Annotated in this window: 12 protein-coding genes; 9 read left to right on the top strand and 3 right to left on the bottom strand. The window is 60.4% G+C overall.

What is annotated here, in order from left to right:
• Positions 1-157: 157 nt before the first annotated feature.
• From CH295_RS26405 to CH295_RS26375, 7 genes are all read left to right on the top strand, one after another.
• The gene (locus tag CH295_RS26405; RefSeq protein ID WP_252342205.1) at positions 158-1969 is read left to right on the top strand and encodes a siderophore-interacting protein; all 1812 of its coding nucleotides are present in this window, start codon (positions 158-160) and stop codon (positions 1967-1969) included.
• Positions 1970-2445: 476 nt separating this feature from the next.
• Positions 2446-3747, top strand: a complete 1302-nt coding sequence (locus tag CH295_RS26400) for a lysine N(6)-hydroxylase/L-ornithine N(5)-oxygenase family protein (RefSeq protein WP_094742409.1) — start codon at positions 2446-2448, stop codon at positions 3745-3747.
• Positions 3748-3813: 66 nt separating this feature from the next.
• Positions 3814-4221 carry an aspartate 1-decarboxylase gene (gene panD / locus CH295_RS26395; protein WP_094742566.1) on the top strand — a complete coding sequence of 136 codons (408 nt, stop codon included), beginning with the start codon at positions 3814-3816 and terminating at the stop codon, positions 4219-4221.
• 103 nt (positions 4222-4324) lie between these two features.
• Positions 4325-4576 (top strand): phosphopantetheine-binding protein, encoded by a 252-nt coding sequence (locus CH295_RS26390; protein ID WP_094742408.1) that lies wholly within the window; start codon positions 4325-4327, stop codon positions 4574-4576.
• A gap of 647 nt (positions 4577-5223) precedes the next feature.
• On the top strand, positions 5224-6864 hold the full coding sequence (locus tag CH295_RS26385; protein WP_094742407.1) for an ABC transporter ATP-binding protein: 1641 nt from the start codon (positions 5224-5226) through the stop codon (positions 6862-6864).
• Entirely contained in the window at positions 6861-8636 is a 1776-nt protein-coding gene (locus CH295_RS26380) for an ABC transporter ATP-binding protein (protein ID WP_094742406.1), read from the top strand. Before CH295_RS26385 ends, CH295_RS26380 begins: the two co-directional genes overlap by 4 nt.
• Positions 8637-8843: 207 nt before the next feature.
• A complete protein-coding gene (locus tag CH295_RS26375; RefSeq protein WP_094742405.1) occupies positions 8844-9053 on the top strand; it encodes an MbtH family protein in 210 nt (69 codons plus the stop codon).
• 465 nt (positions 9054-9518) lie between these two features.
• On the opposite strand, the gene CH295_RS26365 is transcribed toward CH295_RS26375, so the two are convergent.
• The 3 genes from CH295_RS26365 to CH295_RS26355 all read right to left on the bottom strand — a co-directional run bounded on the left by CH295_RS26365 (position 9519) and on the right by CH295_RS26355 (position 13270).
• Positions 9519-11039, bottom strand: a complete 1521-nt coding sequence (locus tag CH295_RS26365) for a flavin-containing monooxygenase (RefSeq protein WP_094742404.1) — start codon at positions 11037-11039, stop codon at positions 9519-9521.
• Between the two features lie 116 nt (positions 11040-11155).
• Positions 11156-12058: a UbiA family prenyltransferase gene (locus CH295_RS26360; RefSeq protein WP_094742403.1), complete on the bottom strand. Its 903-nt coding sequence runs from the start codon at positions 12056-12058 to the stop codon at positions 11156-11158.
• Between the two features lie 120 nt (positions 12059-12178).
• Positions 12179-13270 (bottom strand): polyprenyl synthetase family protein, encoded by a 1092-nt coding sequence (locus tag CH295_RS26355; RefSeq protein ID WP_094742402.1) that lies wholly within the window; start codon positions 13268-13270, stop codon positions 12179-12181.
• An 890-nt stretch (positions 13271-14160) separates the two neighbouring features.
• Between CH295_RS26355 and CH295_RS26345 the strand changes: the two genes are divergently transcribed.
• Complete coding sequence (locus tag CH295_RS26345) at positions 14161-14349, top strand: streptamidine-related RiPP repeat protein (protein WP_094742400.1); 189 nt, start codon at positions 14161-14163, stop codon at positions 14347-14349.
• A 77-nt stretch (positions 14350-14426) separates the two neighbouring features.
• Positions 14427-15251, top strand: a complete 825-nt coding sequence (locus CH295_RS28010; protein WP_170946093.1) for a hypothetical protein — start codon at positions 14427-14429, stop codon at positions 15249-15251.
• The last annotated feature ends 22 nt before the right edge of the window (positions 15252-15273 follow it).

Genomic DNA, 15273 nt, shown 5'->3' with positions numbered 1-15273 from the left:
CCCGAAGTCACCCGCCAAGCGCAACATTGCCAGCTAGGAGTTAGGCGATGCTAAGATGCTGACATCTGACTACTGGCGCGCCCTCAGGTGCGCCACTTGCCCTCGATGAGGAGTCGCTTTGCCACGTAGCGCCCGCCCCGCTACCATTCACCCGATTGTGTTGCGGGAGTTGCAGGTCCTACGGGTTGTCGATGTCACTCCCGGATTGCGCCGAGTAACCCTGACCGGCGACCAGCTGGGATCGTTCACCGGAGACGACGGCGTGGAGTTCCCCGAGTTCGCCAGCCGCGGGTTCGACGATAGTGTCCGGTTGATCTTCCCTTACCCCGGCGAAAGCGAGCCGGTACTTCCGGTATATAAAGACGGCAAGTACAAGTGGCCGACCAGCCCGCCAGCACTGTGGCGCGTCTATACGGTACGCCGCTACGACCGGCAGGCCCGCGAACTCGACCTCGACTTCGTGAAACATGGCGTCGGTGTCGGCACAACATGGGCAAACCGCGCCAACCCCGGCGATCGGCTCCATGTCGGAGGTCCCTCGGCCTCACAGAGCCGGCCTGAGGGTTACGACTGGTTCCTCATTGTCGGTGACGACACAGCCATCCCAGCGATCGACCGGTTACTCGAGGAGTTACCCGGCGGGGTGCATTCCTCGGTATACATCGAGGTGGCTGAAGAGACTCACCGGATCGATTTCCCGGCACGTCCCGGCGTCGAGGTGACTTGGGTCGTACGCAACGGGCTGGCACCAGGAATCAAACCACTACTGCTACAGGCAGTGCGCGAGAGCGACTGGCGTGAGGGATCGGTGTTCGCTTGGCTCGCAGGGGAGCAAGCCACAGTGCGCGATCTGCGGCGGTATCTCATCGAGGAGCGCGGTGTCGACAAATCCGATATCGACTTCACTGGCTACTGGCGGCGCGCGGTTGTCGTGGCGTTGGATGACGATCCCGCTGTGCCCGACCCGGAACGTAACGAAGAGGCCTTCGAGAAGTTCCATGAGATGTCCGAACTGCTTCCGCCGCTGGCTATTCGAGCCGCTGCGAATCTAGGTATAGCCGACTGCATCAGCCGCGGCGCGCGCACAGTAGCGGCGCTGGCACAGAACACTGGTGCCGAAGAACGCTCCCTCGCGAAGTTCCTACGGTACCTCCAGGCCATTGACCTGTTGGAACGAAAAGGCGATGAATATCAACTCACTGAGACCGGCGAGTTCCTGACGAACGAGTTCGTGCTCGAACACCTGCTTGCTGGTGGAGTCGAGCACCGCATGTCCCAGGCTCTCTACGGCCTCGAGGAGGCAGTGCGGCACGATCGCCCGGTCTTGGAATCGGTCACCGGCAAAGACTGGGACGCCCTCCGCAGTGATGCGACGTTCGAGCATCAACGCCTGGAGAACAAATCCCGTTTCGTGCAAGTACTTGCCGAGCCGCTTGCGAAGTCGCCTGCTCTCGAAGGCGTCGGCGTAGTAGTTGTTCACGGAGCAGGTGCCGCAGTCCATGCCGACTACCTCACGGCGGCGCACCCCGAGGCCAGGATCACCATTGTCGCGCTCCCTACCGCCGCGGATTGGTTCCGCAAAGACATACCGATCACCATTGCCGATGAGGGCAGACGCGACCGGATTCAGGTCGTCGAGCAGTCAGTGTTCGAAAAGACCGAACCGGCCGACGCCGTGCTGATCAACTACACGCTCGGACAGCACCGTGACGCGGAGGCGCGGCTGATTCTCCAACGGGCGGCAGGGAGCTTAGCCCCCGGCGGTCGTGTGTTGTTGGTAGAGGAAACTCTCGATCCCGATGAGCTGGATGAGCATGACGCGGAGCTGGACATCATGCAACTGACTCTTCACGGGTCCGGTTACCGTACCGAGGAGGAACTCGAGGCGGTCATAAGTGCTGCGGGCCTGAAGGTGGTCGAAACGTCGCTCGTCGGATGGGGCACCACGTTGCGAGTGCTTGCACCGTGAGCAGACGCAGCGGGCAACCGACCACCCTCGTTCAACGTCATGCATCCCGCCCTATGTCTATTGCGTCCCATCATCATTGGTTTGCAGCTTTCCGCCAGCTCGATTCAGTGCACCCACCTCGAAGTCACTGAGTTTCGACCAACTGGAAGCGGTCCACCAATTCTTTTCCCGGCGAGATACTTCATCACTTGATGTTAAGTATGTCGGTCTCGCCGGCGAACTTCCTTCAGCTTCCGCTCGGCACACCGCCTGCTCAGCCTTGACTGCAGGCTGCTTGCACCGGTGCAAGAAACGAGATGCCAGCGCTGTAGTTCCGGAGCCGGGTTGGTCGACCCCACTCCTTCGGCGCGCCAACAGAGACTGCCGGATCGGATTGCCAAGTTGGTACAAGGTTGACCACACGGCTGGCTGTAAGGGTAGCCTATACAAATGCGTACATCGTCCATCTGCGCGCCGGGCCGGTAAGGAGCTACTGAGTGAGTAACGACGGCGGCAGTCTCGTAGACGTCGTGGGCATAGGGTTCGGTCCGTCCAACCTGGCCCTGGCAATTGCAATCGAAGAGTACAACCAACAAGTAAGTCCAGCTGAACACATCACCGCACAGTTTCTGGAGAAACAATCTCGGTTCGGTTGGCATCGGGGAATGTTGTTGCCCGGCACCACTATGCAGGTCTCATTTCTGAAAGATCTGGCTACTCAGCGCAACGCCAGTAGCCCGTACTCTTTCCTCAACTACCTAGCCAGTCGTGGACGCTTGACGCACTTCATCAATCGGCAGAGCTTCTTTCCGACCCGGCTGGAGTTTCACGATTATCTGACATGGGCAGCTGCGAAGGTGCAAGTCCCTGTCGCCTACGGTTCCGAAGTAACGAGCGTCGAGTGTTCGGACGGCGTTTTTGAGGCCAGGACGGGCCAAGGCGAGCTGGTTCGTGGTCGGATGCTCGTGCTCGCGGGGGGTTTGACGGCCAAAATCCCCTCCGGTATCAATCCGGGTCGTCGTGTGTTTCACAATCACCGCCTCCTCGAACGTTTGCAGTCATTGCCGCCGCTGCAACATCAACGCTTCGTCGTCGTGGGTTCCGGACAGAGTGCTGCCGAGGTCGCGGCGCACCTGCACGAGAACTACCCGCGTGCCGAAATCCATGCAGTACTCCGCAAATACGGTTACACCCCCGCCGACGACAGTCCATATGCAAACCGAATCTTCGATCCAGAGGCAGTCGACGAGTTTCACTCCGCCTCCACCGATCTGAGGCAACAGCTGCTCGACTATCACCGGGGCACAAACTACTCGGCAGTAGACCTGGACTTGATCAATGACCTCTATCGACGCGAGTATGAGGAACGAGTAAGCGAACGCCGCCGGCTGTTCGTCCAGGGCGCGTCTACGGTCGAAAAAGTTGCCGAAACCGAGGCCGGGGTTGCGGTGACGGTCAAGCATGGCCCATCTCGAGAATCGGTATCGCTGGACTGCGATGCCGTGGTCCTGGCAACGGGATTCCGGCCGACTCGGCTCATCGACCTGTTGGGGCCGCTGACCGCTGGGTGTGATGTCGACGCCAACGGTCGTCCTGTGATCGGGCGCGACTACAGGGTAGCGGCCAGCGACGGACTCCTCGGCCCGATTTACGTACAAGGCGACACCGAACAGACTCATGGTCTGAGTTCGACGCTGTTGTCGAACCTAGCTGTGAGATCAGGCGAGCTGGTGAGCTCGATGGTCAAAGCGAAGTCCCACTGTCCACCGGGCAACGTTGCCGACAAATCCATCGGCTAGTCGCTCTCAAGTCGCTCGCTCACAGCATTATCGGTCAGATACCAAGCCACAATGGATGGGAAGAAAATGTTTCGAAGTCTGGTGAACGGAAAAATCCATCGAGCCACTGTCACCCAAGCCGACCTGCACTATGTCGGTTCTGTGACGATCGATGAAACCCTCATGCGAGCAGCTGATCTGGTGGAGGGCGAAAAGGTACAGATCGTCGACGTCACCAACGGAGCGCGCTTGGAAACCTATGTAATCACCGGTGCCGCCAATTCGGGTGTGATCTGCATCAACGGTGCCGCAGCACATCTGATCAACCCAGATGACCTAGTGATAATCATGTCTTTCCTTCAATTAGACGAGGCAGAGAGGATAGCCCACCGCCCTAAGGTGGTGCACGTCGATTCCAATAACAGGATCGTGGCCTTGGGCGCTGATCCGGCGGAGCCGGTGCCGGGCGCAGTCGACCAGATTTCGTCACGATAATCAAAGTCCTATCGGTGACTTGTCGCCGTATACAGTCATTCATTCGGACCGGAGATGTGAACGGCCGCTCTGACTAACAATGTCGAATAGTGAGGAATTCACAATGAAATTGAGCGCTGAACAGATAGTCGCCGACGTCGCCGACGTGCTGCATCTGGAAAAAGACGCGGTCAGCTACGAGATGAGCCTCCTCGATCAGGGAATGGACTCGGTCGGGCTGATGGAGCTGGTGGACCGATGGCGCAGCGCCGGAGTCGACCAAGTCGACTTCATCTCCCTCGCAGAGGACTCACGGTTGGGTCACTGGATCGAGTTGTTGGAGAATTTGCAAGACAGTGACGATGTACTTTCGTGAAGTGGGGAACCGACTCTCACGCGCGGCGGAATAGGCCTGGAGGTCGGCCAGCGAAAACTCGCAACGTGATTGCATGAGTCGTGAGCACTAGACCCTAGGAAGGGCCGTGGATGCGCGTTATTCCGAAGAGTTCATTCTGCCGTGCAGAATCGAGCCCGATCTCCGCTGCTCCCTCGGGGCCCCGAATCGCTGCCGATCGAAATCCGCGATAAATGATCACTGCAATGTTGCGCACATTCAGACAACTTCAGCGGTGGGAGCTTCAGCCAGTATCGGGGACAGCATGTCGCACCGGTCGCGTAACAAGCCGAAACGAACCCGAATTGGCTGGCGGTCAAGTCTGCTGGGGCCTACACATCGGCCTCGACATGTTGTACTCGGGTGGTGGCGTCGGCGGCCATGGTGTTCTCCATTCCTTTCGGGTGGCGTCCTGATCTCTATGAGAAAACAATCCTCTTTAGGCACTCTCGCGCACCCCAACACACGCACTCGATGAACTAGCATCAGGTAATGCCTTGTCTTCTTGTGGCCGCGTGATGGCTACCACCACTCTCGCTAAACTCTCCAACCTCGGTCATGGCGCAGGCTCCACTCCTGTAACGGGCAGTGCGATTCTTAGACGAACTGTCATGCGCCAACGAGCCCGAATGATCGTTTCCTCACTGTTCTTTTGCGTGCACCAGTTCTGCGAGACCATGGTTCCCGTCGCGATAGGCTTGATCGTCGGCCGCGCAATCGACACCCGTGACGGTCGGGCGATGATCATCTCGTTGTTCGGCCTGGCCGGGCTGTTTGTGGTGCTGTCTTTCGCGTACCGCTTCGGGGCGCGGATCATCGTCGTCGCGATCGAACGTGAGGCGCACATGATGCGCGTCGAGATCGCAGGACGAGTCCTCGATCCCCGCGGTGTTCGCACCGATCTGGTGTCCGGTGAACTACTGACGGTGGCCACGTCCGACGTGGAGAAGACGTCTTGGATTCTCGACATCATCGCGCGGACGGTGGCCGCGATCGCCGCGACAGTCGTATGCGCGGTGGTGCTGCTCGTCGTGGACATTCCGCTCGGAATCGCCGTGCTGGTGGGCACTCCCGTCATCATGTACCTACTCCAGCGCGCAGCGCCGCTGCTCACGAGGGTCGCGACGACGCAGCAGGCCGAGGTGGCTCGCGTGTCCGGCATGGCCACCGACCTGGTCAGCGGGGTGCGGCCGTTGCGCGGAATAGGTGCCGAGAACGCCGCTTCGGCGCGGTTCCACGCGTCGAGCCGCACGGCGCTGGGCGCGACGATGAAGATGGCGAAAGCCAACAGCGTCTACCTCGGATTCTCGACGACGGTCACCGCGCTTCTGTCGGTCGGCATAGCCGCCACCGCCGGGTACTATGCCCTGCAAGGTCGAATCTCGGTGGGCGAATTGATCACCGTCGTCGGATTGTCGCAGTTTCTGATCGAGCCGTTGACGACCATGTCACGGCTACCGGGCGTGGCGGCAATGGTGCGCGGTTCCGCGGACCGGCTCGCCCTCGTTCTCGGCGCCGACCACGTACTTCCCGAGAGCGGCTCGGACGCACCATCATCGACAGCTCTGGGCATCCACGGCGTCGAATATCGATCTCTGAACGGCCTGGAGCTATCGGTCGCACCGGGTGAGCTGCTGGGAGTCGTCGCTCTGCACGCACCGGACGGGGAGGCACTGGCTGCTGTGCTGTCCGGGCAGATAGCGCCCAACGACTACATCGGTGACATCACCATCGGCGGTGCCGCGGTCGCCACGCTGGGATTGACGGAGGTACGACGCACGGTACTCGTGGAGCCACACAACACAGACCTGTTTGCCGGGACGTTGCGGTCCAATATCACCGCCGGGGCCGCACGCGCGGACGATGAGCTGGCACCTGTGTTGGCGGCCTCGGCCGTCGAGGACGTGGTGGCACTGTACGAGAACGGACTTGATCATTCCGTGACCGACAGGGGCGCTTCCTTGTCCGGTGGTCAGCGGCAGCGCGTCGCACTCGCCCGCGCACTGACGGTATCGGCTCCAGTGCTGGTGTTGCACGATCCGACGACGGCTGTCGATGCGGTCACCGAACACACCATCGCGGCGGGGATCAAGGACCTTCGGCACGCCGGTAACACGGCCCAGACCACCATGCTGATCACGACCAGTCCCGCGCTGCTCGCGGTTACTGATCGGGTGATCGTCGTCGACGACGGACGGGTAGTCGCCGAGGGAACCCATCACGAACTCGCCGCCCACAACGATCGTTACAAGGACACGGTGCTGCGATGACCACGACACCCGAACTGCTGCCCATCGCGACGTCCCGACGATCGTGGGCATTCCTGCGAAGCGAACTGCAGGGGCGACGCGGCCTCGGGGCTATCACGTTGCTGATTTCCGCTGTCGCAGCGGCGATGTCACTCGTTCCCGTCTATGTATTCGGAGTGCTGGTCGACCGGGTCACCGCTGGTGCGCCGACATCCACCATCGTTTCCGTCGTCGCTATCATCACCGTCGCCGCTGTGGTCGGCGGAGTGTTCACGGCGTGGAGTTCGTACATGATCAGCAAGCTCGGCGAGGGCATCCTGGCGTCGCTGCGTGAACGTGTACTCGGCCGCGCGCTGCACCTTCCGGTCGGAACCCTTGAACGAGTAGGTAAGGGAGACTTACTCTCTCGCGTCGGCGATGACGTGGCCGTCATGGCGAAATCCATCGGCGAAGTGATCCCCAACATCGTCTCCGCTCTGCTGCTGGTAACGCTCAGTGTCGTGGCCATGCTCAGCCTCGACTGGCGGCTCGGGCTTGCAGGCATGGTCGCCATTCCGATGTACGTGCTCGCGCTTCGCTGGTATCTGCCTAGATCCGCGCCGCTGTACGCCGCCGAACGCGTCGCGATGGGCGAACGGTCGCAGGCACTGATCTCCAGCATGCAGGGAGCCCGCACCGTCCGGGCATATCAACTCGAAGAATCGCACCTGGGTGAGATCGACAAGGCGTCGGGCAAAGCGCGGGACATCGGAATCGACGTCTTTCGCCTGTTCACCCGCTTCGGGTCACGAAGCAACCGCGCCGAATGCGTCGGCCTGTCCGTGATCCTGGCAGCCGGCTTCCTGTTCATCCAGGACGACCACGTCACGGTCGGCCAAGTCACTGCGGCCGCATTGCTGTTCCATCGGCTGTTCAATCCCATCGGCATGCTGATGTTCTCCTTCGACGATGTGCAGTCGGCGGGAGCATCTCTCGCCCGACTCGTCGGCGTCATGGACATTCCCGATCAGCGGCCACGCGGGACCGGCGCGGTGCCCGTCGACGCCACCCTCGAGGTCACCGGGTTGCGTCATTCCTACGACGGAGGGCACGAGGTGCTGCATGGCATCGACCTGACCGTCCGTACTGGGGAAACCGTTGCGCTGGTGGGTTCCACGGGCGCGGGCAAGTCGACGATCGCGGCCATCGCGGCCGGTTCCATCGACGCGACGGACGGGCAGGTGCGGATCGGCGGTGCGAGCCTGGACGATCTCGGCACCGACGGGTTACGTCGGCACATCGCGATCGTCAGCCAGGAAGTGCACGTCTTCTCCGGCACCCTTGCCGAGGATCTGCTGTTGGCCGCGCCCGATGCCACGCGCGCCGACATCGACGCTGCTCTGATGACGGTTGGGGCCGGCGCGTGGGTCGACGCGCTCGCCGACGGTGTCGACACCCATGTCGGAGAGGGTGGCCACGAGCTGACATCGGCGCAATCACAGCAGCTCGCCCTGGCGAGGCTCGTGCTGGCCGACCCTTCCGTCGCGGTCCTGGACGAAGCGACGGCAGAGGCAGGAAGTGCAGGTGCGCGTAATCTCGAGGCAGCGGCGCAGGCCGCGACTCGTGGTCGCAGCACACTCGTCGTCGCCCACCGCCTGACGCAGGCCGCCGCTGCTGATCGTGTCGTGGTGCTCGAACACGGACGGATCCTCGAGCAGGGTGGTCACGATGAACTCGTCGCGGCCAATGGCCGTTACGCAGAGCTCTGGGCGGCGTGGGAGGGCGCGGCACCGCCGCCCGTTCACGGGAAGTAGCCGCGGTGAGCAAAGACACCATCAAGAGCGCGCATAACGCAGAGGCGAGCTACACATCTTGCGTCGTCCTCCGGACGCCCCTACAGCGGAGCCTAATGTAGGGTATCCTAACTCCGACGCCCCATTTCGGGTGCAACCATGCAGCTCCTTCAAGAAGCGCTTAAAAATGAGCGCTGCAATATGTACACATGCGATGAGTGAGGCGAGATGAGTACCAACCCATTCGATGACGAAAATGGCCGCTTCTTTGTACTGGTCAACGACGAAGAACAGCACTCGTTGTGGCCGGCGTTCTCCGACGTCCCGCGGGGTTGGCGTGTTGTATTCGGCGAAGATAGCCGCGCGGCGTGCTTGGAGTACGTCGAAGAAAACTGGACTGACATGCGCCCCTACAGCCTCCGCCAGGCAATGAAGTAACGCTGCGGCACGCCAGGGCGCGGGTGGACGACCGCAAACCTGACTCGCTTCCGATCCGAAGCACCAAGATAGTCCCGCGTGGTATGCGCAATGCAGACCTAAAAGATGTAGGCCACGCCCCGATTCCACAGTTGGTTCGATGGGGCGGACATGGGTGACTTCGGATGGCAGTTGGCAAGAGCCCAAGAATCGATGCGTCAGGCGGGTAGATTCTGCCCCCGGGCAAGTTTCGGATGACTTTGCGAGACCGGTCTCCGACAGCCAAGCACAGGCGGGAAGATCGGCACCGCGGGTCCCTCCGCAACGTCCGCGACCTCACTGCCAAGATTCGTGCGTTCATCAAGGGTGGAACCCGCGTATCCAGCCGTTCGTCTGGACCAAAACCGCGGAGCAAATCCTCAAGAAAGCCAACCGTCCAACAACTTCAAACGCGGACCACTAGAAGATAACGGCGGTGATTCGATTCTAGCTCGAACCGGAATGATTGCGGCCCTCAGCGACTTTCCTACTGGTGAGGTCTGCGACAACTCGCGCTGTAAGTTTCGCGTATGCAGCAGGATCGATTGGTCTGAACCATTGTGAAGCGCGAGCGAATTTCGAGATGTTCGTACCGATATCTTGCAGCACGTCGTCAACGTTGTGCATAGAGAACGGTATAATGTTTCCTCCGCACGAATGATGCCCATTGGTAATGGTGTCAAAGAATTCTACCTGTTTCTGCGCCGAACGTCGCATTTCGTCCTCGCTCGGCAAATCTAGCGCGTTCTGAAGGTCGGCTGCGATCCACAACGCGGCAATTTCGGCGTTCAGTGGGCAGAAGAACGAGGAGTTGTATCCGTTGAAGTACAGATTGGGCACATCCGCGGGGCGAATATTGCGGTAGAGTAGAAAGTTTCCGTCCCTGTCGAGTATCCGCGTTTGTATTGCGTCGTCGAGGAATGGCGTGCCTTGACGAAAACCTGTAGCGCACAACACGAGATCCGCTTTGAGTTGGGTTCCGTCTCGAAGCTCTACCATGGGGCGAGAGTCCTTCTCGAACATTCGATCAATTATCTGATCGCGGTGAACCTTGATAGTTCCGTTGGAGACTTGCTCGAAGAAACCCTCCGTCCCCAGGCCAATTGCGCCTGTGATGATATCTATCATCCGACCGCGCGGCACAAGCCCGTGGGTCTCGAGGTCGTACTGTTTGATCGATATTGTTCCAATTAAGTTGAGTAAGCTGCGGCGCAATCCGTTGCCTGGGCCGTTCAGGAGTCGCTCGAACCCGTGTAGGGTGTGGTAAGGGAAGAGCGCCTCGCCTAGTCGAGTGAGGAGAGGAATTTTGAAGTTCACTACCCCCGCAATCTTCCGCGGTACCTTCCATAGTAGTTGTCGGGCAACAATATCGGTAGTCTCGGCGACACGGCTCAAAGCGACGCTCACATCGCATGCCGATTTCCCGTACCCGACGACCACGACATGCTTGCCGCGTGCCTGCTCCTCATCGTTCAACTGATTACCCGCCAGGATGCGTCCTCCGGCGGCCTTGAAAACCTCATGGCCCGGATATTCGGGAATGTTGGGTTCGCTGAAGATTCCGTTGGCCACGACAACAGCCGCGACGTCGATCCTGTATTCGACGGTGCGGTCGAGATCGTGAACATCGACATGCCACTCTCCGCTCTCGGAGCGGTGCACCCGGGTGACCTCGGTACGCAGGTGCAAGAGATGTTCGAGGTCGTTTGCGGTCGCATAGTGGGCGAGATAGCTTTGAACCTGCTCTCCGGTCGGCCATTCGGGCAAGTTTGCTGAAGCGGCGAAATCAGAGAACGAATACTGCCGCATGGGACTTTGAGTAGTGACGCCTGGGTAGCGACGTGTCCGGCTCCAAACACCTCCGACGTCGGGAGTACGGTCCAGAATCGTGATGTCATGTCCTGTCTGCTGCAAAATTTTGGCGGTGGTCAGTCCGGCGACACCCGCACCGATAATCGCAACCTTCATGCAGACCTCACAATCTAACGCTGTTCTGCAACCCACAGAGTACGTGTCGGATGTTTGCCCGGCAGTCTATGTTCCCCTGGGTACGTGCTCGCGGGGGCTCGGACCGCAGGTCGGCCCTACGTGATCACCGTGGCCAGGGGCAGTGCGGTCAGCGCGACGTGGACGAGACTGTACAAGATGTAGGCGCGTTTTTGAGACGGCATAGAACGGGTGTTCAATGCCGATAGGCCAGCTGAGTACGACAGAGTGAAGACGATTGCGAGTGTGCAGAATTCGCAGGTCGTCAATTCCACGGTGCGGAGTATCAGTGCCCATCCTACGAACGGCCACACGGCCATCAGAACCGCGAACGTTCTCGAGACAGAGCTGGCACCGAACATCATCGGATAGGAACGTCGTCCGGCTGCGATGTCCCCGTCGACGTCGCGCACGTCTTCGATGGGCATCGCTATCACGACCATGATCGACAACGTCAAGGCCCATGTTACCGCGGTCGTGTTCAGCGGGCCGACGATCGCCCACCCTCCGATGAGCTGAGTTACAGCGCCACTGAGGTTCGACAATGGCTTCCATGCAAAATACATACTCGCAGGCATGAACATGTGCACGAAAACGATTGTCGCGACCCACACCGCAGAAATGGTCCCGGTCCACACGCTGGCCGCAAAGCCGATCGACACGAACAATACCGATCCGACAGCGCAGCGGGTCCTCAATCCGTGCGCGTCGACCAAACCCATGGGCGCGGGGCGCTGAGGTTTGTTGATCCTGTCCTCCTCGATGCCGGCAGCTTGATTCGCAGCATCGAAGATGTAAACGAACAGGTACGACCAGATCACCACTGTCATAAGTGTTGGACCGGGTCGGTCCGGTGGGTCGACGACCCACGACGCAGCTGCCAACAGAAGCGGCGGCAGTGCCGCGACCCAGACATTGTGAAGATTCAACCGATACGCAATCCTGAGTTCCTTCGCCACGATCCTGCGTGCGCCGTCGAGAAAGTGAACTGTCGATGCCATTGCTCGTTCATGAATGCCGCTGCGTTGGTTCAACTTACAACTTTCCGGGAAGCCCTCTTCTCCCGAAGAAGAGGGGGTGGGGTCGTCGTTGAGCAGTGCGGTGATCGAGAGTGCTCGCACTCAGGCGGCACGGTCGGTGAGAAACCCGACCAGTGAGAATAACTCGGATGTGTGTTCGGACGGTGCTGCCATGCCCTTCAAGCATTGATGGGCTTGGCTGAGTTCGAGCTGTATTCGCTCCTCGGCCCATACGCGCCCACCTGCCTCATCGACGAGGTCGGCGACGTCGGCTACATCAGAGTCAGCGGGCTCGGTGGGGTTTGCGTACATCTCGATCAGATGGCGAGCAGCGCGACTCTTCGTAGCCATAGCAGCCACCACCGGCAGGCTCTTCTTGCGTGCGGCCAGGTCGGCCCCGACAGGCTTACCTGTCACCGAGGGGTCTCCCCAGATCCCCAGTAGGTCGTCGACGAGTTGGAATGCCATACCCACATGCAATCCGAAGTCGTGCGCTTGTGCGCTCAGCTCTGGGGAGGCGCCGGCTGTGATTGCCCCCAATTCGCAGGCGCACGCTATCAGCGAAGCTGTCTTGCCGTGCACCATCTGCAGCGCTTGATCGAGGCTGACCACTGGCTCGGTCTCGAATGTCATGTCCAGGGCTTGTCCAGCGCACAGTTTGTAGACCGAGTCCGACAAGGCCGTCCGCATACGGTTGGTGGGCAGGGTTTCCGGTGATGTGAGTACGGAGAACGCCGCCGACAGCATCATGTCTCCAGTCAGTACGGCTTTGGGTATTCCGAAATGCGTCCATGCAGTGGTCCGATGTCGACGAACCCGACTTCGATCCATGATGTCGTCGTGCAGTAACGAGAAGTCATGGACCAGCTCGACCGAGGTGGCCGCAGCGACGGCGAGCGGGCTGTCCGTCGAACCCGCCGTACCCGATCGCAGAGACCGGTGACATGCGAAGACTAGAGCTGGGCGCACGGACTTGCCAGTGTCGCGGCGTGGCGCGCCTTCGAGGTCCCACCACCCGATGTGATATCCCGCGATATGTCGAATCTGCGCCGGGAATTCGTCCACTACACCTCGGTAGTGACCGGCGTGCGACTCGGTTGCATGCAAGAGAATATCGCGTGCAGTTCTGGCTCGCTTCCGGCCAGCGGGGTCCGCCGAACTACTGATACCCCACCGCGTGTCGATCACGTCCATCAGAGCACTTCCATCTCTTCCGACGAGACCGGACAGTCAACGCGCAGAACAGTTTCGACATAATTATCGAATTGCTCCCCGCGTTTTCGGAACGGAATCGAACCCGCGCGGGTAGCGAGACGCTCTTCGCTCGTCTCCGGCCCCGGTCACCATTGATTTCTAGGACAGAGTAGCTAATTTCGGGCGCAGGTGTAAGCCGATCGGTGGACTTTTACGAGCTGAAACGGCCTTCCGGTTTTTCGTTACCGCACCGAAAATGGGCGACTTCCACCGATATCTTCATATCTCTCAAGATGCGTCTTGCTTTCGCCGGGAAAATCCGACGCGACACCGACAGGCGGGAAGTAGTGGGCACAAGGTGAGACAGGGCGTAACCACTGTCCACTTCTCGGGGTGAATCTCAGCGCACGTGATGTGCTCGATCGGTATTCGAGTGAAACCACGACGCCGCGTCTATCGACCGGTTTGGCACAGGTTGCTCAGCCTTACAGTCGAAGGGGTTCATTTGCATGCTCGGCAGCACCTGTGGTCAAACCGGACATTTTATTTAAGTCCATGGGCACCTGTACGCCAGCCCGCACGGGGCCACCGCCCCCCGCCTACATCGCCGAGCTCGACGAGCTGATCAACGTGGCCACCCGCCAGATTCTACGGCGATCGGCAATCATCGTCGACGATCGCTGCCCGCCGCCCATGAGGCCGAGCGCTTGATCGGCCGAGAAGGCCGGCGCAGACGGCGGACCGATTCGACTTGCCGGGTTGACCGAAGGGACGTAGGCCCGTCATTGAGTACGGGTGCCCCATCCTTGACAACCGCCGGTCGCCGCCGGATGATGCGTAGGTCGATCGACAACGACAATCATATTCAACAATGGAAGAAGGTATGCGCAATGTCCAACTTCACCGCAACCGATATCGCCGGCGCTCCCACGACGAGCGCACTGCAGGGTGCGACCACGAACTCGATCGTGCACAATCCGTTCGTCTTCGAGGAGATCGAGTCGTCGGCTGCGCAGAGCGCCCCGCAGAGCCCGACCACCAATTCGATCGTGCACAATCCGTTCGCCTTCGAGGACTGACACACGTTCGTGGACAACTGAACTGACACCGAACTACTCACGCCTGTGATCGCGGGCCCACTCTGACGGAGCTTGTCATGCCAAGTATTGCCGCCGGACATCATCTGTATCCGGCTGTCGACGGCACCTGGTTGTGCTCGAGACCGGGAGATCGCTTCGTTCGCCTCAGCGGGCCACCTCATGTGGTGAAACTCCTGCAGGGGTCGGCTCACATGGGGAGGGAAATCGATTTCGACTCGCTCGGCGACGATGCCGACCTGACTCGGCAGCTCATCGCACTACTGGATGAGCGCGGCATTCTTGCGGAGGAGTCGACAGCTTCATCTGTATCGACGGCGTCGTCTGTTCTCGTCGACGGAGACACTCCGATCGCCGAGGCGGTGGCTTCTCTGCTCGAGGACTGCGGCGATGTGACGGTGGGGATTGCAGACGAGGGCTCGGTGTCGACGGCGGACGTCGTGGTCAGCTGCGCTACATGGCTGCCCGACGCCCGCTGGTCGCAATTGCAGAACTGGTGCACTGCCCACCGAACGGCATGGCACCGCTGCCACGCCGAAGGCGAACGCTTCTTCATCGGTCCGCTGTGGTCACCGGCATCGAACAATGCCGACTACCACGACGTCCGGGGTCGCCGTCTCGCCGCGTCCGGTGTCGCCGACCAACTCCTCGATCATTGGCGCTACCTCGACGATCCCCACTCGATCCTGCCTCCCGTTCGGTGGCCCCACCGCAGCGGTATCGCCGTCGTCGCCGGTGTCATCGCCGCCGAGGTGCGCGCATACCTCGCAACGGGCGACACTGCGATCGGCTCGGTGCAACTCGACGTCGACCCGGCATCGGCGCACATCGTTCATCATCCCGTTCTGCCCATCCCGTTTCGGCGCAGCACCGCTACGCTGTGACGAACAGTCCACGATCGCAGCA

Origin of the sequence: Rhodococcus sp. 14-2483-1-2 (assembly GCF_002259405.1) — a bacterium.
Classification (GTDB): Bacteria; Actinomycetota; Actinomycetes; order Mycobacteriales; family Mycobacteriaceae; genus Rhodococcoides.
The sequence above is the reverse complement of the archived record's forward strand: the minus strand, read 5'-3'. Positions and strand labels throughout refer to the sequence as shown.

Excerpts from the sequence above, each read along its gene's own strand:
- panD (WP_094742566.1), top strand. The coding sequence starts at position 3,814 with ATGTTTCGAAGTCTGGTGAACGGAAAAATCCATCGAGCCACTGTCACC.
- CH295_RS26390 (WP_094742408.1), top strand. The coding sequence starts at position 4,325 with ATGAAATTGAGCGCTGAACAGATAGTCGCCGACGTCGCCGACGTGCTG.
- CH295_RS26385 (WP_094742407.1), top strand. The coding sequence starts at position 5,224 with ATGATCGTTTCCTCACTGTTCTTTTGCGTGCACCAGTTCTGCGAGACC.
- CH295_RS26380 (WP_094742406.1), top strand. The coding sequence starts at position 6,861 with ATGACCACGACACCCGAACTGCTGCCCATCGCGACGTCCCGACGATCG.
- CH295_RS26375 (WP_094742405.1), top strand. The coding sequence starts at position 8,844 with ATGAGTACCAACCCATTCGATGACGAAAATGGCCGCTTCTTTGTACTG.
- CH295_RS26365 (WP_094742404.1), bottom strand. The coding sequence starts at position 11,039 with ATGAAGGTTGCGATTATCGGTGCGGGTGTCGCCGGACTGACCACCGCC.
- CH295_RS26360 (WP_094742403.1), bottom strand. The coding sequence starts at position 12,058 with ATGGCATCGACAGTTCACTTTCTCGACGGCGCACGCAGGATCGTGGCG.
- CH295_RS26355 (WP_094742402.1), bottom strand. The coding sequence starts at position 13,270 with ATGGACGTGATCGACACGCGGTGGGGTATCAGTAGTTCGGCGGACCCC.
- CH295_RS26345 (WP_094742400.1), top strand. The coding sequence starts at position 14,161 with ATGTCCAACTTCACCGCAACCGATATCGCCGGCGCTCCCACGACGAGC.
- CH295_RS28010 (WP_170946093.1), top strand. The coding sequence starts at position 14,427 with ATGCCAAGTATTGCCGCCGGACATCATCTGTATCCGGCTGTCGACGGC.